22 protein-coding genes and 1 pseudogene are annotated in these 17,531 nt (G+C 70.0%); 14 read left to right on the forward strand and 9 right to left on the reverse strand.

Going from position 1 to position 17,531, the window contains the following annotated elements:
* The first annotated feature begins 12 nt into the window (after window positions 1-12).
* The 3 genes from O7605_RS20830 (at window position 13) to O7605_RS20840 (ending at window position 2,887) form a co-directional block, all read left to right on the forward strand.
* Complete coding sequence (locus O7605_RS20830) at window positions 13-993, forward strand: TauD/TfdA family dioxygenase (RefSeq protein WP_269740713.1); 981 nt, start codon at window positions 13-15, stop codon at window positions 991-993.
* Window positions 994-1,082: 89 nt separating this feature from the next.
* A complete protein-coding gene (locus O7605_RS20835) occupies window positions 1,083-2,090 on the forward strand; it encodes an ATP-binding cassette domain-containing protein (protein WP_269740714.1) in 1,008 nt (335 codons plus the stop codon).
* Entirely contained in the window at window positions 2,087-2,887 is an 801-nt protein-coding gene (locus O7605_RS20840; RefSeq protein ID WP_269740715.1) for an ABC transporter permease, read from the forward strand. The genes O7605_RS20835 and O7605_RS20840 overlap by 4 nt, the downstream gene beginning before the upstream one ends.
* A gap of 135 nt (window positions 2,888-3,022) precedes the next feature.
* Here O7605_RS20840 and O7605_RS20845 read toward each other — a convergent pair whose 3' ends face one another.
* Window positions 3,023-3,235: a hypothetical protein gene (locus O7605_RS20845; RefSeq protein ID WP_269740716.1), complete on the reverse strand. Its 213-nt coding sequence runs from the start codon at window positions 3,233-3,235 to the stop codon at window positions 3,023-3,025.
* Between the two features lie 232 nt (window positions 3,236-3,467).
* Between O7605_RS20845 and O7605_RS20850 the strand changes: the two genes are divergently transcribed.
* From O7605_RS20850 to O7605_RS20860, 3 genes are read left to right on the forward strand one after another with little or no spacing between them, the layout of a single operon-like run.
* Window positions 3,468-4,664 (forward strand): sensor histidine kinase, encoded by a 1,197-nt coding sequence (locus O7605_RS20850; RefSeq protein ID WP_269742710.1) that lies wholly within the window; start codon window positions 3,468-3,470, stop codon window positions 4,662-4,664.
* On the forward strand, window positions 4,661-5,407 hold the full coding sequence (locus O7605_RS20855; protein ID WP_269740717.1) for a response regulator: 747 nt from the start codon (window positions 4,661-4,663) through the stop codon (window positions 5,405-5,407). Before O7605_RS20850 ends, O7605_RS20855 begins: the two co-directional genes overlap by 4 nt.
* A complete protein-coding gene (locus tag O7605_RS20860) occupies window positions 5,353-6,120 on the forward strand; it encodes a thioesterase II family protein (protein ID WP_269740718.1) in 768 nt (255 codons plus the stop codon). The genes O7605_RS20855 and O7605_RS20860 overlap by 55 nt, the downstream gene beginning before the upstream one ends.
* Before the next feature lie 23 nt (window positions 6,121-6,143).
* Here the strand turns inward: O7605_RS20860 and O7605_RS20865 are convergent, their stop codons facing one another.
* On the reverse strand, window positions 6,144-6,371 hold the full coding sequence (locus O7605_RS20865; protein WP_269740719.1) for a hypothetical protein: 228 nt from the start codon (window positions 6,369-6,371) through the stop codon (window positions 6,144-6,146).
* 79 nt (window positions 6,372-6,450) lie between these two features.
* On the opposite strand from O7605_RS20865, the pseudogene fabI reads away from it, so the two are divergent.
* Together fabI and O7605_RS20875 are read left to right on the forward strand one after the other, a co-directional pair.
* A pseudogene (gene fabI, locus O7605_RS20870) lies at window positions 6,451-7,224 on the forward strand (enoyl-ACP reductase FabI); the annotation flags it as partial.
* 59 nt (window positions 7,225-7,283) lie between these two features.
* Window positions 7,284-7,913 carry a hypothetical protein gene (locus O7605_RS20875; protein WP_269740720.1) on the forward strand — a complete coding sequence of 210 codons (630 nt, stop codon included), beginning with the start codon at window positions 7,284-7,286 and terminating at the stop codon, window positions 7,911-7,913.
* A 21-nt stretch (window positions 7,914-7,934) separates the two neighbouring features.
* Here the strand turns inward: O7605_RS20875 and fabG are convergent, their stop codons facing one another.
* The 4 genes from fabG to O7605_RS20895 all read right to left on the reverse strand — a co-directional run bounded on the left by fabG (window position 7,935) and on the right by O7605_RS20895 (window position 10,786).
* Window positions 7,935-8,672 (reverse strand): 3-oxoacyl-[acyl-carrier-protein] reductase, encoded by a 738-nt coding sequence (gene fabG, locus O7605_RS20880; RefSeq protein ID WP_269740721.1) that lies wholly within the window; start codon window positions 8,670-8,672, stop codon window positions 7,935-7,937.
* Window positions 8,673-8,847: 175 nt separating this feature from the next.
* The gene (locus O7605_RS20885; RefSeq protein ID WP_269740722.1) at window positions 8,848-9,243 is read right to left on the reverse strand and encodes a hypothetical protein; all 396 of its coding nucleotides are present in this window, start codon (window positions 9,241-9,243) and stop codon (window positions 8,848-8,850) included.
* A complete protein-coding gene (locus O7605_RS20890; RefSeq protein WP_269740723.1) occupies window positions 9,240-9,500 on the reverse strand; it encodes a type B 50S ribosomal protein L31 in 261 nt (86 codons plus the stop codon). Before O7605_RS20890 ends, O7605_RS20885 begins: the two co-directional genes overlap by 4 nt.
* The gene (locus O7605_RS20895) at window positions 9,497-10,786 is read right to left on the reverse strand and encodes a CobW family GTP-binding protein (RefSeq protein WP_269740724.1); all 1,290 of its coding nucleotides are present in this window, start codon (window positions 10,784-10,786) and stop codon (window positions 9,497-9,499) included. Before O7605_RS20895 ends, O7605_RS20890 begins: the two co-directional genes overlap by 4 nt.
* 45 nt (window positions 10,787-10,831) lie before the next feature.
* On the opposite strand from O7605_RS20895, the gene O7605_RS20900 reads away from it, so the two are divergent.
* The 6 genes from O7605_RS20900 (at window position 10,832) to O7605_RS20925 (ending at window position 14,476) form a co-directional block, all read left to right on the forward strand.
* Window positions 10,832-11,353, forward strand: coding sequence for a winged helix-turn-helix domain-containing protein (locus O7605_RS20900; RefSeq protein ID WP_269740725.1), 522 nt, complete (start codon window positions 10,832-10,834; stop codon window positions 11,351-11,353).
* A gap of 57 nt (window positions 11,354-11,410) precedes the next feature.
* Window positions 11,411-11,647: a 50S ribosomal protein L28 gene (gene rpmB, locus O7605_RS20905; protein ID WP_269737955.1), complete on the forward strand. Its 237-nt coding sequence runs from the start codon at window positions 11,411-11,413 to the stop codon at window positions 11,645-11,647.
* Complete coding sequence (rpmG, locus tag O7605_RS20910; protein WP_093410686.1) at window positions 11,647-11,814, forward strand: 50S ribosomal protein L33; 168 nt, start codon at window positions 11,647-11,649, stop codon at window positions 11,812-11,814. The genes rpmB and rpmG overlap by 1 nt, the downstream gene beginning before the upstream one ends.
* Window positions 11,814-12,119, forward strand: coding sequence for a 30S ribosomal protein S14 (gene rpsN, locus O7605_RS20915; protein ID WP_269740726.1), 306 nt, complete (start codon window positions 11,814-11,816; stop codon window positions 12,117-12,119). The genes rpmG and rpsN overlap by 1 nt, the downstream gene beginning before the upstream one ends.
* 243 nt (window positions 12,120-12,362) lie before the next feature.
* Window positions 12,363-13,046, forward strand: coding sequence for a response regulator transcription factor (locus O7605_RS20920; protein ID WP_269740727.1), 684 nt, complete (start codon window positions 12,363-12,365; stop codon window positions 13,044-13,046).
* The gene (locus O7605_RS20925; protein WP_269740728.1) at window positions 13,043-14,476 is read left to right on the forward strand and encodes a HAMP domain-containing sensor histidine kinase; all 1,434 of its coding nucleotides are present in this window, start codon (window positions 13,043-13,045) and stop codon (window positions 14,474-14,476) included. The genes O7605_RS20920 and O7605_RS20925 overlap by 4 nt, the downstream gene beginning before the upstream one ends.
* Here the strand turns inward: O7605_RS20925 and O7605_RS20930 are convergent.
* The 3 genes from O7605_RS20930 to O7605_RS20940 are packed head-to-tail and all read right to left on the reverse strand — an operon-like array spanning window position 14,358 to window position 17,517.
* Window positions 14,358-15,098: a DedA family protein gene (locus O7605_RS20930; protein ID WP_269740729.1), complete on the reverse strand. Its 741-nt coding sequence runs from the start codon at window positions 15,096-15,098 to the stop codon at window positions 14,358-14,360. The two genes, O7605_RS20925 and O7605_RS20930, sit on opposite strands and share 119 nt — an antisense overlap.
* Window positions 15,098-15,736: a DUF998 domain-containing protein gene (locus O7605_RS20935; RefSeq protein WP_269740730.1), complete on the reverse strand. Its 639-nt coding sequence runs from the start codon at window positions 15,734-15,736 to the stop codon at window positions 15,098-15,100. The genes O7605_RS20930 and O7605_RS20935 overlap by 1 nt, the downstream gene beginning before the upstream one ends.
* Entirely contained in the window at window positions 15,733-17,517 is a 1,785-nt protein-coding gene (locus O7605_RS20940) for a glycosyltransferase (protein ID WP_269740731.1), read from the reverse strand. The genes O7605_RS20935 and O7605_RS20940 overlap by 4 nt, the downstream gene beginning before the upstream one ends.
* Between the last annotated feature and the right edge of the window lie 14 nt (window positions 17,518-17,531).

Genomic DNA, 17,531 nt, shown 5'->3' on the forward strand with positions numbered 1-17,531 from the left:
GAGACGGAGAACATGCGTTACGAGAACAACGACGGCCCCCTGACCGTGGCGATTCTGGAATCCAAGGAGAACCGGGAGTTCGGCAGTCTGTGCCGGAAGGTTCGGGCTCTACACGACGGCGACATCGACTCGCCGGAGTGGGTGGCGTCGGCTCGGACCGCCTGGGAGGACGCGCCGGCCGGGTTGCGCCGGACGCTGCGTGAGTTCCGCCGCGACTCGGGGCCCGGCGGCGCGCTGCTGCTGCGCAACCTCCCGCTGGACGAGAACCTGCCGGCCACCCCGACCGAGGACAACTCGGTGCTGCGCAAGGCAACCGTGTCGGCGACCGCGCTGATGTTGGTCGCGCACGGTCTGGGCGATCCGGCGGCGTTCCGTCCGGAGAAGGCCGGCGCGCTGGTGCAGAACGTCGTCCCGGTACCCGGCCGGGAGGACGTGCAGGGCAACGCTGGCTCAGTGCACCTGACCTTCCACACCGAGAACGCCTTCCACCCCCACCGGCCGGACTTCGTCAAGCTGCTGTGCGTCCGGTCGGACCACGAGAAGATCGCAGAACTCCGCCTGGTCTGCTCCCGGCAGCTACTGCCGAAGCTCAGCGAGGAGGCGCTGGAGGTGCTGCGCTCGCCGCGGTTCGTCACGGCGGCGCCGCCGTCGTTCGGCGGGGCGTCCGGGGCCGCGGAGCCGCACGCGGTGCTCTCCGGTGATCCCGCCGACCCGGATCTGCGGATCGACGAGGCGGCGACCGTGCCGCTCGACGGCGACGCCGAGGCGGCGTTGCGAGAGCTCTCCAAGTGGTTCGAGGACCTGCACATGGCGATCCGGTTGCGTCCCGGCGACCTGGCCATCGTCGACAACCGGGTCACCGTGCACGGCCGGTCGGCGTTCACCCCGCGCTACGACGGCCGTGACCGCTGGCTCCAGCGCACCTTCGTGCTGGCGGATCTCCGGCGCTCCCGGTCGCACCGGGCCGGCGACGGCTACGTCGTCTCGGCCTAGGTGGGTGCCGGACGCGGCGGCCCGCCCTCCGGGGCCGCCGCGTCCGGTCGTCCGTCACCACCGATACACCGCGCGACGAGGGATGACGAATGAACCAAGCGGACATGGACGAGCCGGCCATCGAGGCCCGTGGCCTCGTCAAGGACTTCGGCGGGCACCGCGCACTGGACGGCATCGACGTGGTCCTGCCCCGGGGTGCGGTGCTGGCCCTGCTCGGGCCGAACGGTGCCGGCAAGACCACGACGGTACGGATCCTGACCACGCTGCTGGAAGCCGACGCCGGCTGGGCCCGGGTCGCCGGACACGACCTTGTCTCGGACGTCGCCGGGGTGCGCCGCTCGATCGGCGTGTCCGGCCAGTACGCGGCGGTCGACAAGAATCTCACCGGCTTCGAGAACCTCTACCTGGTCGGCCGGCTCTACGGGCTGAGCCGGCGGGCCGCCCGGGACCGGGCGGACGAACTGGTGCACCGGTTCCGGCTCGAATCGGCCCGTGACCGGGTGTCGAAGACCTACTCCGGCGGGATGCGGCGCCGGCTGGATCTGGCTGGCGCCCTGGTCGCCCGGCCGGCGGTGGTGGTGCTCGACGAGCCGACCACCGGGCTGGACCCGCGATCCCGGCTGGACACCTGGGACATGGTCCGCGAATTGGTGGACGACGGCACCTCGGTGCTGTTGACCACCCAGTACCTCGAGGAGGCCGACCAACTGGCGAACGAGATCACGGTGATCGACCGGGGGCGGGTGGTGGAGCACGGCACCGCCGATGAGCTGAAGGCGAAGGTCGGCGGCGAGCGCTTGGACGTGGTGGTCGCCGACCCGGCGGGAGTCGAGCCGCTGGCCGAGATCCTCGCCGAACTCGGCGCGGGGGAGCCGGTCGTCGAAGCCCGGATGCGCCGCGTTCACGTACTCGTCGTCGGCGGGACGAAGGTCGTGGTCGAGGTCCTCGATCGGCTCGAGGCCCGCGCCGTCAAGGTCGTCGAGGTGTCGTTGCACCGGCCGCGGCTGGACGACGTCTTCCTCATGCTCACCGAGCATGATGTCGCAGACACGCCGAATCCGGCCGGCCCCCACCGGAAGCGATGGTTCCGCCGATGACCGTGCTGACCAAAGGCCTGACCGACGCGTCCATGGTGGCCTGGCGCAACCTGCTCAACGTACGGCGTACCCAGGATTGGATCTTCGCCGCGGTCCTTCAGCCGATCATGTTCGTGGCCCTGTTCGGCTTCCTCTTCGGCGGGCTCCTCGGCGGGCCGGCCTACCGAGAGTTCCTGCTGGCCGGAATCCTCGCGCAGACGTTGGCCTTCAACTCCGCCTTCACCGTCGTGGGTCTGGCCTCCGACCTGAACAGCGGCATGATCGACCGGTTCCGTTCACTGCCCATCTCGCCGAGTGCGGTGCTGATCGGACGGACCAGTTCGGATCTGGCGGTCAGCGTGGTGGCGCTGGTGGTGATGACGCTCTGTGGCGCGGCGATCGGCTGGCGCGTCCGCGGCAGCCTGCTGGACGTCCTGTTCGCCTATCTGCTGCTGCTGCTCTTCGCGCTGGCGATGTCCTGGATCGGCGCGCTGGTCGGGCTGCTCTCACCCAACCCGGAAGTGGCGCAGAGTGCCGGGCTGATCTGGTTGAGCCCGCTCACCTTCGTGTCCAGTGCCTTCGTTCCGGAGCGCTCGATGCCGCCATTGTTGCGAATCCTCGCGGAATGGAACCCGGTTACGGCTGTCATCAATGCCTCGCGTGATCTCTTCGGGAATGCGAACCCGGTCGGCGTGGAGCGGATGACGGGTTGGCCGGCCGAGAATGCGGCGCTCTACTCGGTGCTGTGCTCGGGGGTCATCATCGCGGTCTTCGTGCCGCTGAGCCTCCGGGCCTTCCGCCGTGCGGCCGCGCGGTGAGGCGGCGGGGCAGTGAGTACGGGGAGGTGCCGGCGATCCCGGCGTCACGGCACGTGAGCCGAACGCAAGAAGCAGGCGTCACGGAGACGCCTGCTTCCTGCGCCTGCTCCCAGACGGGGGGCTGGGGCGGGGCGTTCAGTGCCGTTGTTGACCGGCGCTCTTCATACTGCGGTACGCCACGGTGATGACCAGGAACAGGAATCCGCCGAGCGTAAGGGTGAGCAGACCGTTCAGCAGGACTGGCAGGTCTGGGACCAGAAGTGACTTCACAAAGGAGCCTCCGGCGATGACGGCAACGTAGAGCCACCACGGCGCCCATTTGTTGTCGTCCCGCTTCTCCGAGTTCATGGAATGACTCCTCTCGGTATAGGCGTGCGGATTTTCAAGGTCCGGCAAGTGTTCCGCAGATTTCCGGGCAGGCCATCCGCAGGCGGAATGAGATCGTCTCATCAATTAGTAGGATGTGAGTTCCGTTAATGCGTGCTAACGTCGCTTTCGTGTATTCGGGGACTTACTGTGGCCGTGCCGGCCGGCGCTCCGTGGCCGTCCGGTCCCCGGTGACGAGCGGGGTCCCGGCGTGATGCGCCTGGGCACCCTGCGGGCGGAAGACCGTGACCTGCTGATCGTCGTAGGTTCGATCGCGACGGGCGCGCTGCTCTACATCGCCGACCTCTACCCGCTCTACGTGAGCGGCTCCACCGACCCCGCTCCGATGTGGATGCGGGTCGGTCTGTTCATCGCCATCTGCGCCACCGAGCTGCTGCGGCGCAAGGCTCCGGTGGTCGCGCTCGTCCTGGGCGCGGTGATCGTGACTGCCGACACCATCCACGGCCCGAGCATCCCGGTGCTGCTGGTCTTCGCCGATCTGCTCTACGCCGCCACGCTCTACGGCCCGGCCCGGCTGCACCGCGACATGGCGCCGATCGCGGCGGGCGGCCTGCTCGTCGTGGTCGTGGCCTCGTTCCTGATGCAGCAGGACTGGCGGCAGCCGCTGATGGGCTCGGTCACCGCCCTGCCGTTCATCGTCATACCGATCTGGTGGGCGACGAACGTGCGGCAGCATCGCAACATCGCCGAGGTGGAGCGTGCCAACGCACGCCAGCTCGCGAAGATCGCGCGGCTCGACCGTTCGGCGGCCATCGCGGCCGAACGCGCCCGGATGGCCCGCGACCTCCACGACATCATCGCCGGGCACCTCTCCTCGATCGCGATCCAGTCCGAGGCCGTGCTCTCCATGAACGGAGAGGATCCGGTGATCGTGCGCCGGGTGCTGGCGTCGGTGCGGCAGAACAGCGTCCAAGCGCTCGAAGAGATGGGCTCCATGATCCGTCTACTTCGGGCGGACGGGACGGGTGCCGACGAGACCGAGGCACCGACCGGGCTCTCCGACCTGCCGCGGATGGTGGAGTCGGTGCGGGCCAGCGGCATGCAGCTCGAGGTTGACTGTCAACTGGACGATGACGCACCGTTACCTGCGGCCGTCGACCTGACCGCGTACCGCGTCACCCAGGAGGCGCTGATCAACGTGTTGAAACACGCTCCGCAGGCAAAGGCCCGGGTCGACATCCGGCACGAGACCGACAAGCTGATCGTGGAAGTGACCAACGATCTCCCCGGGCGCCTGCCCGCCGCGGCCCCGGTTCCCGAGATCGGGCACAACGGGCTGCTGAACATGCGGGAACGGGCCACCGTCGTGGGTGGCACCTTCTCGGCCGGTCCCCGAGGGGGGTCCTGGCTGGTGCGCGCCGTCCTGCCGGCCACCGGGAGCGAGTCGTGACGATCAAGGTGGTGGTCGCCGACGACCACGGCTCGGTGCGGGCCGGCATCGCGCTGATCCTCGGCAACGCGCCGGGCATCGAGGTGGTGGGCGAGGCGGCCGACGGGGCGGAAGCGATCGCGCAGGCCCGGTCCTGCCGACCCGACGTGATGCTGATGGACATCCGGATGCCGGGGATGAACGGCATCACAGCCACCCGGACCGTGATCGCGGAAAGCCTGTGCGAGGTCCTCATCCTCACCACCTTCGATCTGGACGAGTACGTCTACGGCGCGCTGCGGGCCGGCGCGGCCGGGTTCCTGCTGAAGTCGGTCGAGGCCGGCCCCCTGATCGACGCGGTCCGGGTGGTGGCGGCCGGCGACGGCGTGCTGGCCCCGGAGATCACCCGCAAACTGATCTCCACCTTCGCGTCGAGTGGCGGGCCGCTGCCGCCGGCCAAGCCCGCCGTCAACCTCGACGAGCTCACCAACCGTGAGCGGGAGGTGCTGATCTGCCTGGGGCGGGGGCTGTCCAACGCGCAGATCGGCGCCCAGCTCTTCATCGGCGAGACCACGGTCAAGTCGCACGTGTCCAAAGTGCTCACCAAGCTGAATCTGCGGTCCCGGGTCCAGGCCGCGATCCTGGTCCAGGAAATGGACCTCACGGACCTGAACGACCAGCAGTCGTCACCGCACCAGGAGGTGGATTCGTGTCCCGATGGATACGCACCCGGACTCGCCAGGAACCGGCCGACCTCGATCTGATCTGCTTTCCGCACGCCGGCGGCTCGGCCAGCTTCTTCCGGCTCTGGCCTGACCTCCTGCCGACGCGCATCCGGCTGCACACCGTGCAGTACCCCGGCCGGGAGGAGCGGCTCACCGAGCCGTGCGTCACCAGCATGGCGGAGATGGCCGACGCCGTCGCCGCGGCGGTCCTACCGGTGGTCACCGGGCCGGTGATGCTGTTCGGGCACAGTATGGGCGCCGCCCTCGGCTACGAGACGACCGTCCGTCTCGAGCGGGCCGGCGTGGTGGGGGAGGGGCTCGTCGTCTCCGGGCAGCCGGCGCCGCACCGCCGGAAACCCAAGTCCCTGCACCTGGCAGCCGACGAAGAACTGCTCGCCGACATCGACCGGATCGGCGCCGCGGGCAGCAGCCTGCTGCGTGCCGACGCGGATCTGCGTGACCTGCTGCTGCCGATGATCCGTGCGGACTACCGGGTCATCGAGACCTACCAGTCGCCGGCCGGCCAGCGGCTGCGGACGCCGATCACGGTCTTCCGTAGTGACGGCGATGAGGACGTCACCGCCGAGGAAGCGGCGGCCTGGGCCGACCGGACGCTGCACTACCGGGGCGAGCGAGTGTTTCCGGGCGGCCATTTCTATCTGCAGGAGCGGTGCGCGGAGGTGGTCGGCGCGCTCGTCGACGAGGCGATGGCCGGTGAGCGCTGGGACGGGATCGGCCAGCCGGTTCCCTGACCTCTCCCGTCCCACGCCATCGATCAGCGGGAATTGCCGTTGCTTCTCTTCCGGGCCTTCCGGATAAGGCTGCTCATGAACAGCAGAGCCAGTCCTGCCACGCCCAGAGCAATGCTGGCGAACGGCTGCAGCTCAGGCACTTTGTTGACGATGAAGAAGCTTTCCTCGGTGTTCTGCCCGAATAGTCTCTGGGCCAGCGATCCGAAACCTTGCAGGAGGAGGAAGACGGCTACCACATCGAGCAGAATCATGATTCGGTTCCTCTCTGGACGGTTGTCCGGAGAGTACCTCAGGGCAATTGGCGAAGGCATCATTCCAAAGGCGGGGGTAATGGGAATTCTCGACGGGAAGAACATTCTGGTGACCGGCGTCATAGCGCCGAACTCCATCGCCTATCAGGTGGCCCGGACGGCTCAGGAACAGGGCGCGACAGTCGTTCTGTCGGCCTTCGGGCGGGTCGGTCTGGTGGAGCGTCTGGCCCGGCGGCTGCCGGCCCCGGCGCCGGTGGTCGAGCTCGACGTCACCAACGAGGAACACCTCGACACGCTGGCCGCCCGGCTCGGTGAACACGTCGGGGCCGTACACGGTGTCCTGCACTCCGTGGCACACGCGCCGGCCGGCGCACTGGGCGGCTCGTTCCTGCGGACCAGGTGGGCGGACGTGGCCGCGGCGGTGCACGTGTCGGCGTACTCGCTGCAGGCGGTGACCCGGGCGGTGCTGCCGCTGATGGGGCCGGGCGGCTCCATCGTCGGCCTGGACTTCGACGCGAGCCGGGCCTGGAGCCAGTACGACTGGATGGGCGTCGCGAAGGCCGGCCTCGAGTCGTGCTCCCGGTACCTGGCCTCCTACCTGGGCGGCCAGGGCATCCGGGTGAACCTGGTGGCGGCCGGGCCGCTGCGCACCATGGCGGCCGTGGGCATCGGCGCGGACGGAGTCGACGGCTTCACCCGGCAGGCGCAGGGCTGGCACGAGCAGGCGCCGCTGGGCTGGGACCCGACCGACTTCGAACCGGTGGCCAGGAGCTGCGTGACCCTGCTGTCCGACTGGCTGCCGGCTACCACGGGGGAGATCATCCACGTCGACGGCGGGGTGCACGCGATCGGTGACGTGCCCGGTGGGCGCGCCGCGGCGGATACCCAGCGCCCGGAGGAGGTCTGGGTCCGATGATCGTCGCCATCATCGTCGCGTGTGAGATCGGCTTCTGGGCCATCCTCGCCGCCGGCCTCTTCGCCCGGTACGTGCTGCGCCTCAAGCGGCTTGGTGGATTCCTGCTGTTCTGCGTACCGGTCACCGACCTGATCCTGATCACGGCGTCGGTCATCGACCTGCGCAATGGCTCTCCGATCGACGCCACGCACGGGCTGGCCGCGCTCTACCTGGGGTTCAGCGTCGCGTTCGGGCCGGATCTGGTCCGCCGGGCGGACGGCTGGTTCGTCCATCGGTTCGCCGGTGGCCCGCGGCCCGTCAAGCCGCCGAAGTACGGCGCGGCCCGGGTACGGTACGAATGGCGCGCGTGGCTCCGTTGCTTCCTGGCCTGGATCATCACCTGCGCGGTGACCGCGCTGCTCGCGGTGGTGTCCGGCCATGGTTTGGACGACCTGGTGACGGGTCTGCGGGCGCTGACCTCCGGGGGGCAGCCACCGAACCTGGCGATCTACGGCTACACGGTCCAGGCCACTGTCGTCACCCTGGTCTGGTTCATCGGCTGGCCGCTGCGGATGACCTTCTCCCCGCCGCGGCCGCCGTCGACGTCCGACGCGCCGGAACTCGTACCCGATCGGCGTCGACGGTGACGTCGGCGCCGGCCGGGGCGGTCAGCCGATCAATCCGCCGTTCACCTGGATCACCTGCCCGGTGATGTAGGAAGCCCGGTCGGAGGCGAGGAAAGCCACCAGCTCGGCGACGTCCTCGGGTCGGCCGAAGCGACCGAGCGGCACCGCGGCCAGCGCGTCCCGACGGATGCTGTCGTCGAGGCCGGCAGTCATGTCGGTCTCCACGAAGCCCGGCGCCACCGCGTTGACCCGGATCTTATGGCGTCCGAGCTCCTTGGCGAGGGCCAGGCTCATCCCGTTGATCCCGGCCTTGGCGGCGCTGTAGTTCGCCTGGGCGGCCGCCCCGTACACGCCGGCGGTCGACGAGATGTTGACGATCGAGCCGGCCTTGCGGCGGATGAGGTCGCGCACCACGGCGCGGCACACGTTGTACGCGCCGTTCAGGTTCGTGTCCAGCACCGCGTCCCACTGCTCGTCGGCCATCAGGGCGAGGTACGTGTCCCGGATGATCCCGGCCGAGTTCACGATCACGGTGGGCGGCCCCAGCGTGGTGCGTACGTTCGCCACGAAGTCACCCACCGCCGCCCGGTCGGTCACGTCGCACGGCCGGTGCAGGACGCGTACGCCCCGTTCCCGCACCTCGGCGGCCGTCTTCTCGGCGGCGGCGCCGGCCGACTGGTAACAGAAGCCCACGTCGTAGCCGTCCTCGGCGAGCCGCACGGCGATCGCCCGGCCGATCCCGCGCGCCCCGCCGGTGATCAGAGCGATGCGGCTCTCCACTCTTTCCTCCCCGATTCGGTGTTCATGAGTGAGGAACGGTAACTGCCCCGGACCAACGAGGGAAGAGGGGATGGTGTCGAAGAATCTCGCGAACCTGCCCCAGCCCGCATCGATCGGTGACGAACAAGTCGTGTCGGCCATCCAATAATTCCGAATTGGGCGTCACCCAAAGTGATCACAGTTGCGGCAGGTCATCAGAAATGCTGGCGAAGTTTCCGTCCTGGGGGCAGACATGGCAATGTTCGAGGTGGAGGCGGAAAGGCCCGTAAGGGCCCTCGTGGCCTTGGAGAACGAGGTGCTGCGGGCCGGCATCGCAGCGCACGCTGCGGGCGGAGAGCCGGAACATGTGGTCGCAGGCAGCGTCAACGACGGCCGGATGTGCGTCCACCGCGACAACCCGGCCGCAGGTCATCATTCGGGCCATTCCGCCGCAGCCGATGTCGACCGCGAGCCGGTCACCGGGGGCGACCAGCTCGCGGGCGGTCATCAGGTACCAGGCCCGGTCCCGCCGTGCGGCGTCAGCCAGTTGTGGCGCCAGCTTGGCCCAGTCGACCTGGCGGTCGGTGCTCATCTGCCCTGTGGTCCGCGGCGGGCGTACTTGTTGCGGAACTTCTCGACACGGCCTTCGGTGTCGAGCAGGCGCTGCTTGCCGGTCCAGAAGGGGTGACTGGCGGCGGAGATCTCCACGTCGATGACGGGGTAGGTGTTGCCGTCGGTCCATTCGACGGTCTGGTCGCTGGTGGCGGTGGAGCGGGTGAGGAAGGCGTAGTCGGCGCTCTTGTCGCGGTAGACGACGGGCCGGTATTCGGGGTGGATGCCGGGCTTCATGCGGGTCGCGCTCCTTCGGTGTCGGCCAGCTCCTCCGCCCCGAGGGGGAAGCAGCCGGCGAACGGGTCGGGGTAGGTGCGCCAGGTTTCTTCGCCGTCGGCGAGTTCGGCGTCGGTGAGCAGGCAGTTGGCGAGGGTGCGGTGCAGGTCGACGGGGTCGGTGTCGAGGCCGATGAAGACCAGGTGCTGGTGGCGGTCGCCGTAGTAGGGGTCCCAGTCGAGGGCGGCGGCGAGGCGGCGCTGGTCCTCGACGTATTCCCAGCGGTCTTCGGGCAGGCTCACCAGCCAGTGTCCGAGGGATCCCATCGCCAGGCCGCCGCCGGCGAACTCCCAGGCCACCACGGTGTCGGGCTGACTGGCCAGCCAGAGGTGACCCCGAGAGCGGATCATCTCGGCGTTCACGTCTTCCAGGACGTCGTGCAGGCGCTGGGGGTGGAACGGGCGGCGGGCGCGGAAGACGGCGGAGACGACTCCGCAGTCGGGCTCGGGCTCGTGTGCGCCGAGGGTGTAGCCCTGCAGACCGCGGGCGAGCATGCCGGGAGTTTCCGGCCGGTGTCGGTGGGTGTGGCGCAGTTGGCGGGTCAGCGCGCTGGCGTCGACGAGGTCGCCGTCGACGCGCAGGTGGGTCGCCCAGGGCGCCATCCGGTGCAGGAGGACGGCCATCCGGCCGGTGTCGAACTCCCCGTCGCAGGACTGTCCCCAGAGGACGAGGGTGTCCGCGTACTCGATCTGCCGGACGATGACATCGGCGAGCGCGCGGTGGTCGTCGTCGGCGGCCTGGATGCCGAGCGCGATGAGGTCGTCGGTACTGGCCAAGCCGTCGAGCAGGTGCTCGGCGTCGAGGACGGTGACGTAGGAGTCGACCCGGATCAGGTCGGTGATCGGTGCGCCGTCGACGAGGCAGTGAGCGCAGGCGGCGGCGACGGCTTCCGGTTCGACCACCTCGGGCAGCATCAGCACCAGGTCCTGGCCGGGGTGCGTGCGGGTGAGCCGGACGAGGGTGGGCAGCACGTCTTCGCGCAGGGTGCAGGAGGCGCAGCCGTGTCGCAGCGTGACCTGCTCGTCTTCGACGAGGCCGGCGCCGGTGCGGACCACCCGCCGGACGACGCCGTCGCGGATGCCGGTGAGGTCGTGCCGCACCAGCAGCAGCGAGGTGTCGGCGGCGAGCAGCGCCCGGGCGACGGCGAAGGTCGCCGCTGGCCAGAACCCGGACAGCACGGTCAGTGACGGGCGGGTGTCGGAGTCCGCTGTCCTGGCACGGGTCGGGGCCTGTGGTGACGACGACATGAGCTTCCTCTCGACACAATTGAAAACGATTGTCATTATAAGCGCATGCGGGTCGTCGAAGTGAACAGGGGTGTGCCGGTGGGTGCGGCAGGGGCGGAGCGGGGCGGTGACGTCCTTACCGTCACGATCCACTTCACGCTCGACCCGGGCGGCAGTGCTGAGGGCGTCGATCGGCTCGCTGCTCTGCTGGCTTTCCTGGGTGGCGATTCGGGACCGGTGTCGCCGCCGGTGCGAGGGTCGGGCCTTCATCTGCGCATCGATCCGCGAGCGCGGGCGGTCTACCGCGACCGCACCGCGATCGTGTTGACCCGTCGGGAGTACGACCTGCTGCTCTGTCTGGCTCAACATCCACGTCAGGTATTCACCCGACAGCAACTGCTCGACCAGGCGTGGGGGCAGCCGTACACGGGGCCGCGAAGCGTGGACGTCCACATCCGGCGGCTGCGCGCCAAGATCGGCACCGACGTGCCGGTGGTGACGACGCTGCGCGGTGTCGGCTACCGCCTGGGCACTGACTGTGCCGTCGAAGTCGTCGAGGACCCGGCGCGGATGTGGCCGAACGACTGATGTAAGACTGAAAACCGTTTTCGTTACCATCATCGTGTTGTGTGAGGAGTCATCACTGTGTCCAGACGTTGCGACGTCACCGGTGCGAAGCCGAGTTTCGGCAACGCCGTGTCCCACTCCCACCGGCGCACCCGCCGCCGGTGGAATCCGAACCTGCAGAACCACCGTTACTGGCTGCCGTCGGAGCGGCGGTGGGTCAGCCTCACCCTGACGGCGAAGGCGTTGAAGGCCGTGGACCGTAAGGGCATCGAGAAGGTCGTCGCCGAGCTGCGTAGCCGGGGAGTGAAGCTCTGATGGCCCGCCAGACCGATGTCCGTCCGATCGTGCGGCTGCGCAGCACCGCCGGCACCGGCTACACGTACGTGACCCGCAAGAACCGCCGCAACGACCCCGACCGGCTGACCCTGCGCAAGTACGACCCGATCGTGCGCCGGCACGTCGAGTTCCGCGAGGCACGCTGATGGCCAAGAAGAGCCTGGTCAACCGGCAGGCCCGCCGGGAGGAACTGGTCGCCCGGCACGCCGAGGCGCGGACCGGGATGAAGCGGCTGATCGCCCACCCGGACACCGACCCGGAGGTACGCGCCGACGCCGTCCGCCGACTCGGCCGGCTGCCGCGTGACTCCAGCCCGGTGCGACTGCGCGTACGCGACCAGATCGATGGCCGCCCACGTGGGGTGTTGAGCCGGTTCGGACTGTCCCGGGTCCGGTTCCGCGAGTTGGCCCTGCGCGGCGAGCTGCCCGGGGTTCGCAAAGCGTCCTGGTGATCTCACGGGCGCCCGCATCGCCCGAAGCAACCGCAGCACCGGCCAACCCGTCCCCCGATCACTGATCGCCTACGACCATTGAGCAGGGGTCAGGACTTACTAGGCGAAGTCTGGGGTCACTGAACCTGTGGACATGATCTGCTTCACGGCGGTGACTAGAAGCGCTAATCCTGGTCTCAGCTTGATCTTGGACAATAGGCAGCCAGGCATCGACTAAAAGGGGGGCGGGTCGGCGTGCGGATCATGATCGCGGATGATGACGCGGCCATCCGTGAGTCGCTGGAGCGGGTGCTCCAGGTCGAGGGTTACGAGACCACCAGCGTCACCAACGGTCTCGCCGTGCTCGACGGGGTTGGCGGGGCCGGCGGTGACTCGCTGGACCTGCTGATCCTCGATGTGATGATGCCCCGCCTCGGCGGGTTGGAGACCTGCCGGCGGTTGCGGGCCGCGGGTCAGGATCTGCCGGTGCTGATGCTGACCGCCCGTGACCAGGTTTCCGACCGGGTCGCGGGGCTGGACGCGGGTGCCGATGACTACCTGCCCAAGCCGTTCGCCACCGAGGAGTTGCTGGCCCGGGTGCGGGCTCTGCTGCGGCGGCGCACGCCGGGCGACGGGGAGTCGCAGATCCTGTCGTTCGCCGATGTGCGGGTCGATCCCGACAGGTTCGAGGCGTGGCGAGGCGAGCGGCCGCTGCGGCTGACCCGGACCGAGTTCTCCCTCCTGGAGGTCCTTGTGCGCAACGCGACCCGGGTGTTGACCCGCGACGCGCTCTTCGAGGCGATCTGGGGCTTCGACATGAGCGCCACCGCCAACAACCTTCAGGTGTACGTGAGCTACCTGCGCCGCAAGCTGGAGGCCGAGGGTGAGCCGCGATTGATCTACACGCTGCGCGGCCTGGGATACACGTTGCGGGAGACTCCTCCGTGAGCAGGCCCGCCGGCCGGGAACCGCGCCGGCTGACCCGATGGTGGCGCCGGCGGTCCCTGCGAACCAGGCTGACGGTGATCGCGGCGACGGCCATCGCGGTCAGTGTGTTCGTGTCCTTCCAGGTGGCCAGCGAGCTGCTGGACTGGCAGCTGCGGGAGAGCGTCGAGAATCAGCTGCGCGCCGACGCCCGCGTCCTGGCGACGGACACGGGACGCGGCGGTCTGGCGCAGGTTCCGCTACCGCCGTATTCCGGATCCGGTCGGCTGGTGCGGGTCATCCTGCCGGACGGCTCGACCCGGACACCGGCCGGCCAACCCGCGCTGCCCCCGGTCAGCGAGCACGCCGGGCGCGTGGCGCAGGGCGCGTCGGCCGACCTGATGGAGTCGAACGACAGCGACGAGGACGGTTACCTCATCTACACGTTGCGGGCGGGCGAAGGCGCGGTCCAGGTGGCCCGCGTCGTCGACGACAGCCCGGTCAACCAGTTCGGGTTTGGCATGTTGGTGATCGGGCTGCTCTGCGTGGCCGGCGGCGCCCTTGTCGGGCGGACCGTGGCGCGGACCGGGCTGGCACCGATCGACCGGCTGACCGCCGCCGCGGTACGTGTCGCGCACACCCGGGATCTCGACGCCGACATCCCGGACGAGGGCGGTGGGGAGATCCGGCGGCTGATCCAGTCGATCAACGACATGCTCGCCGCGCTCCGGGACTCCCGGCGGGCCCAGCGGCTGCTCGCCGAGGATGCCGCCCACGAGCTCAAGACCCCGCTCACCAGCCTGCGCCTCAACATCGAGCTGCTGATCCGGCTCGACCGGCGCGGCACCCTCGACACCGCCCTCTCGGCGGAGAGCCGGACCCGGCTGCTCAACGATCTCGGCGCCCAGGTGGCCGAGTTGAGCACCCTTGCCGCCGAGCTGACCGACCTGGCACGCGGTGACGTCAGCGACGAAAACACCGAGCTGCTCGACCTTGCCGACGTGGTGATGGCCGCCGCGGCCCAGGCGCGTTCCCGCGTGCCGGACATCGAGATCGCCCTCGACCTCACCTCCGTGTGGGTGAGCGGGCGTCCCGCCGCGCTCCACCGGGCGGTGCTCAACCTCATCGACAACGCCGGGAAGTGGTCCCCCGCGGACCAGCCGGTCCAGGTCCGGCTCGGCGCCGAGGGCGCGTCGGCGAGGCTCGAGGTCGACGACGCCGGTCCGGGCATCGACGCCGCCGACGCCCCTCGGGTTTTCGACCGTTTCTACCGTGCCGAGAGTGCCCGGGCGTTGCCCGGATCCGGGCTTGGGCTGTCGATCGTGCAGCGGGTCGTCAACGCCCACGGCGGCCGGGCCACCGTCGCCCGCTCCGCACGCGGTGGCGCGCTGCTCCGGGTCGACCTTCCGACCGCGGCCCCGCCCGCCCGGATAGCGCCCCGCACCGCCGGGTAGGACGGCGCGGTGCGCTGAGCGCCGAAGGCGACCAGGAACCCGCCGCCCGGCGGCGGCGCGACACGTGGCGGACGAGTTCGCCGAGCGCGGTGATGGACAGGGCGAGACCGAGGCCGACCGCCAGGCCCAGCGTCGAGTTGGATTCGAAGGCGACGCCGCCGAGGTAGCCGATCAGGCCGGAATAGCCGGCCCAGGTGACGGCGGCGATGGCGGTGAAGAAAGTGAAGCGGGTAAGCGGGTAGCCGGTGGCACCGCTGGCGGTCACGATCGCGGTGCGGCCGCCGGGGACGAACCGGCCTGCGACGATCAGGGCACCGCCCCGGCGGTGCAGGTGCGGGGCGATCCTGTCGGCGGCGCGGATCAGGCGGCCGCCCGGACGGCGCTCGCGCAGCAGGCGCCCGATGAGGTAGCCGATGTGATCACCGACGAAGGCGCCCAGCGCGGCGAGCACGATGATCAGCGGAAGCGACGGGATGCCCGACACGGCGAAGACCGCCGCCGCGATGACGACCGACTCCGACGGCAGGAACGGTAGGAACGCGTCGAGGGTCGCCAGCGCGAGGATCGCCAGATAGATGACCGGAGAGGTCATCGCGTTCTCGATCATGGCCATCAGGTCCATCAGGACCGCTCCTCCCCTTCGAGCACCCAGGCGCAGAGCCCGACTACGACGAGCACGAGCGCCAGCAGAACCCGCTCGGCCAGGCCCGCGAACGGGAGGAGGCCCTGGCCGAGCAGCATCGCCGGCCCGTTCACCGCCGCGAACGCGACGCACGCGGCGAACGCGGACCAGCCGGCCGCGCGCAGCCAGCGGACCCGGGCCGGGTCGGCCCCGCGCCCGGCACGCTTGGCGATGAGCAGGGCGAAGAGCGGTGGCAGCGCCGCCATCAGCGCCGCGCCGAGGCGATGCAGCCCGGCGGCGACGCCCGGTTCGGTTCCCGGCAGGTTCGTGGGGAACACCACCACCGCGAGCAGGGACACGCACCACACCGACAGCAGCACGGTGAGGGGCCAGGCCGGTGACAGCACGCGCCGGGCGCCGGCCAGGAGCCACGCGCCGGCTGCCGCGAGCCCGCACGCCGCCAGGGCCAGCAGGACGGCGCCCGGCACGGTCCGGATCGATTGACTGACCATCTGGTCCACCGGGTCGACGTCGCCGACCAGCAGCAGACCCGCTCCGGCCGTCGCGCCCAAGCCCAGGCTCAGCTGGACGTTGCGGTACCAGCGGGAGGTGCGCGCCCGGACGACCGTCGCTGTCATGCGGCGACCCCGGCCGGCGCGGGGGCGGGCGCCTCACGAGCCGGCCGGATCCGGTAGAGCTGCTCGAACGCGGACACCGTGTGGGCCTGGTCATGCTGCTCGGCCACGGCACGAGCCCGGTGCCCCAGCTCCTCCGCGTGCTTCGGGTCGCTGAGCACGGTGAGCAGTCGCTCGGCGAGCGCGACAACGTCGCCGGGCGGGAACAGGTAGCCGGTCTCCTCGTCCCGTACGAGGTGGGGCAGGGCCGCGGCGTCGGCACCGATCACGGGCCTTCCGCTGGCCATCGCCTCGAGCGTGACCAGGCTCTGCAGCTCGGCGGTGCCCGCGTTGACGAAGACCGTCGACGCCGCGTACGCGGAGGGAAGATCCTCGTCAGGGATGAAGCCGGTGAACGTGACATGCTCGGCGACGCCCAGTTCCCCGGCGAGCGACCGCAGCGTCCGGTCCTCGGACCCGGTGCCGACCAGCAGCAACTGGACATCGAGCGACCGCCGCACCAGCGCGAACGCCCGAATCACGACGTCGAGGTGCTTCTCGGCGTCGAGCCGGCCCACGTACGTGATGGTGGGCTTGCGCGCGAGGCCGTAGGCCCACCGGAACTCGACCGCGGGCACCTGCTCGCGGAAGCGGGCGAGGTCGATGCCGCACGAGATGGGCAGAACCGGCCCGGACACACCGGAGACGACGGCGAGCGCGGCGGCGTACGGGGTCGGGGCCGTGACGATGTCTGCCTTGGCGAACACCCGGGCGGCGTCGCGCCATGCCCACGCGTGCGCCCTCGCCCGGCCACCGTCGCCGATGGGCAGGTAGTGGATCAGGTTCTCGGGCATGAAGTGGTTGGTGGCGATGATGAACAGGCCGCGCTCGTGCGCCGCGTCGACCAGCGCCCGGCACAGCGGGAAGTGGCTCTGCACGTGCACCACGTCGGGCTGAACCTCGTCGAGGATCCGGCGCGCTGCCGCGCGCAGTCCCAGTGGTGGGCAGAAACGGAAAGGTGAGCGGCCCGGCACCGGCATGGACCGCACGCGGTGCTCGACGACGCCGTCGCTGGACATGCCGGCCTGGCTGCGGGTGTCCGTCGACGGCGCGATCACGTGCACCTCGTGCCGGGCGGTCAGTGCCACGGCCAGGCGCTGGGCGAAGTAGGACGCCCCGTTGACGTGCGGGGCGTAGGTGTCGGCACCGATGAGGATGCGCATGGCACAACTACCTTTCGTAGGCGGTGTCGCTTTTCCTAGGTGGTGTCGCTTCATGACGAGGTGGAAGAGAGCGACCGGCACAGCGACGGTCGCGGTGAGCAGGAAGATGCCGCCGGGCAGTGCGAGCAGACCGGACAGTTGCCTGCCGAGGAGAGCGCCGAGACCGATCAGCACCAGGCCGCGTACGGCGGCGGTGGCACCCACCCAGGCGGCGAATCTCCGGTACGGGAGCCCGGCGAGCCCCGCCGACACGAACGCCGGGAGGGCGAAGACGTCGACGAGCTTGGCGGTGATCACCAGCCGAGGCAGTGACATCGTGGCCAGCCGGTCGAGCAGCGACGTCGCCTTGAGCCGGCTCAGCAGGTAGGCCACCCAGGGCCGCCGGGCCGACCGCCCGGCGAGGTAGAGCAGGCTGTCGCCCACCACCTCGGCCAGCGCGACGATCACCCAGATCGGCCAGAACGCCGCAGCGCCGGCGCCGACCAGGGTGCCGGCGGTGATCGTCGCGGCCGGCCCCTCGATGAGCACGAAGAGACCGAGCACCAGGTAGGGGTGCTCGAGGACGGCCTGTGTCAGATCCATGCCGAGACGCTTCG

The sequence above is a fragment of the Verrucosispora sp. WMMA2121 genome (genome assembly GCF_027460185.1).
In the GTDB taxonomy this organism is placed as follows: Bacteria; Actinomycetota; Actinomycetes; order Mycobacteriales; family Micromonosporaceae; genus Micromonospora; species Micromonospora palythoicola.

Bases quoted from the DNA above. Each gene is read 5' to 3' on its own strand.
- O7605_RS20830 (WP_269740713.1), top strand. From the start codon at position 13: ATGCGTTACGAGAACAACGACGGCCCCCTGACCGTGGCGATTCTGGAA.
- O7605_RS20835 (WP_269740714.1), top strand. From the start codon at position 1,083: ATGAACCAAGCGGACATGGACGAGCCGGCCATCGAGGCCCGTGGCCTC.
- O7605_RS20840 (WP_269740715.1), top strand. From the start codon at position 2,087: ATGACCGTGCTGACCAAAGGCCTGACCGACGCGTCCATGGTGGCCTGG.
- O7605_RS20845 (WP_269740716.1), bottom strand. From the start codon at position 3,235: ATGAACTCGGAGAAGCGGGACGACAACAAATGGGCGCCGTGGTGGCTC.
- O7605_RS20850 (WP_269742710.1), top strand. From the start codon at position 3,468: ATGCGCCTGGGCACCCTGCGGGCGGAAGACCGTGACCTGCTGATCGTC.
- O7605_RS20865 (WP_269740719.1), bottom strand. From the start codon at position 6,371: ATGATTCTGCTCGATGTGGTAGCCGTCTTCCTCCTCCTGCAAGGTTTC.
- O7605_RS20875 (WP_269740720.1), top strand. From the start codon at position 7,284: ATGATCGTCGCCATCATCGTCGCGTGTGAGATCGGCTTCTGGGCCATC.
- O7605_RS20885 (WP_269740722.1), bottom strand. From the start codon at position 9,243: ATGAGCACCGACCGCCAGGTCGACTGGGCCAAGCTGGCGCCACAACTG.
- O7605_RS20890 (WP_269740723.1), bottom strand. From the start codon at position 9,500: ATGAAGCCCGGCATCCACCCCGAATACCGGCCCGTCGTCTACCGCGAC.
- O7605_RS20895 (WP_269740724.1), bottom strand. From the start codon at position 10,786: ATGTCGTCGTCACCACAGGCCCCGACCCGTGCCAGGACAGCGGACTCC.
- O7605_RS20900 (WP_269740725.1), top strand. From the start codon at position 10,832: ATGCGGGTCGTCGAAGTGAACAGGGGTGTGCCGGTGGGTGCGGCAGGG.
- rpmG (WP_093410686.1), top strand. From the start codon at position 11,647: ATGGCCCGCCAGACCGATGTCCGTCCGATCGTGCGGCTGCGCAGCACC.
- rpsN (WP_269740726.1), top strand. From the start codon at position 11,814: ATGGCCAAGAAGAGCCTGGTCAACCGGCAGGCCCGCCGGGAGGAACTG.
- O7605_RS20920 (WP_269740727.1), top strand. From the start codon at position 12,363: ATGATCGCGGATGATGACGCGGCCATCCGTGAGTCGCTGGAGCGGGTG.
- O7605_RS20930 (WP_269740729.1), bottom strand. From the start codon at position 15,098: ATGGACCTGATGGCCATGATCGAGAACGCGATGACCTCTCCGGTCATC.
- O7605_RS20935 (WP_269740730.1), bottom strand. From the start codon at position 15,736: ATGACAGCGACGGTCGTCCGGGCGCGCACCTCCCGCTGGTACCGCAAC.
- O7605_RS20940 (WP_269740731.1), bottom strand. From the start codon at position 17,517: ATGGATCTGACACAGGCCGTCCTCGAGCACCCCTACCTGGTGCTCGGT.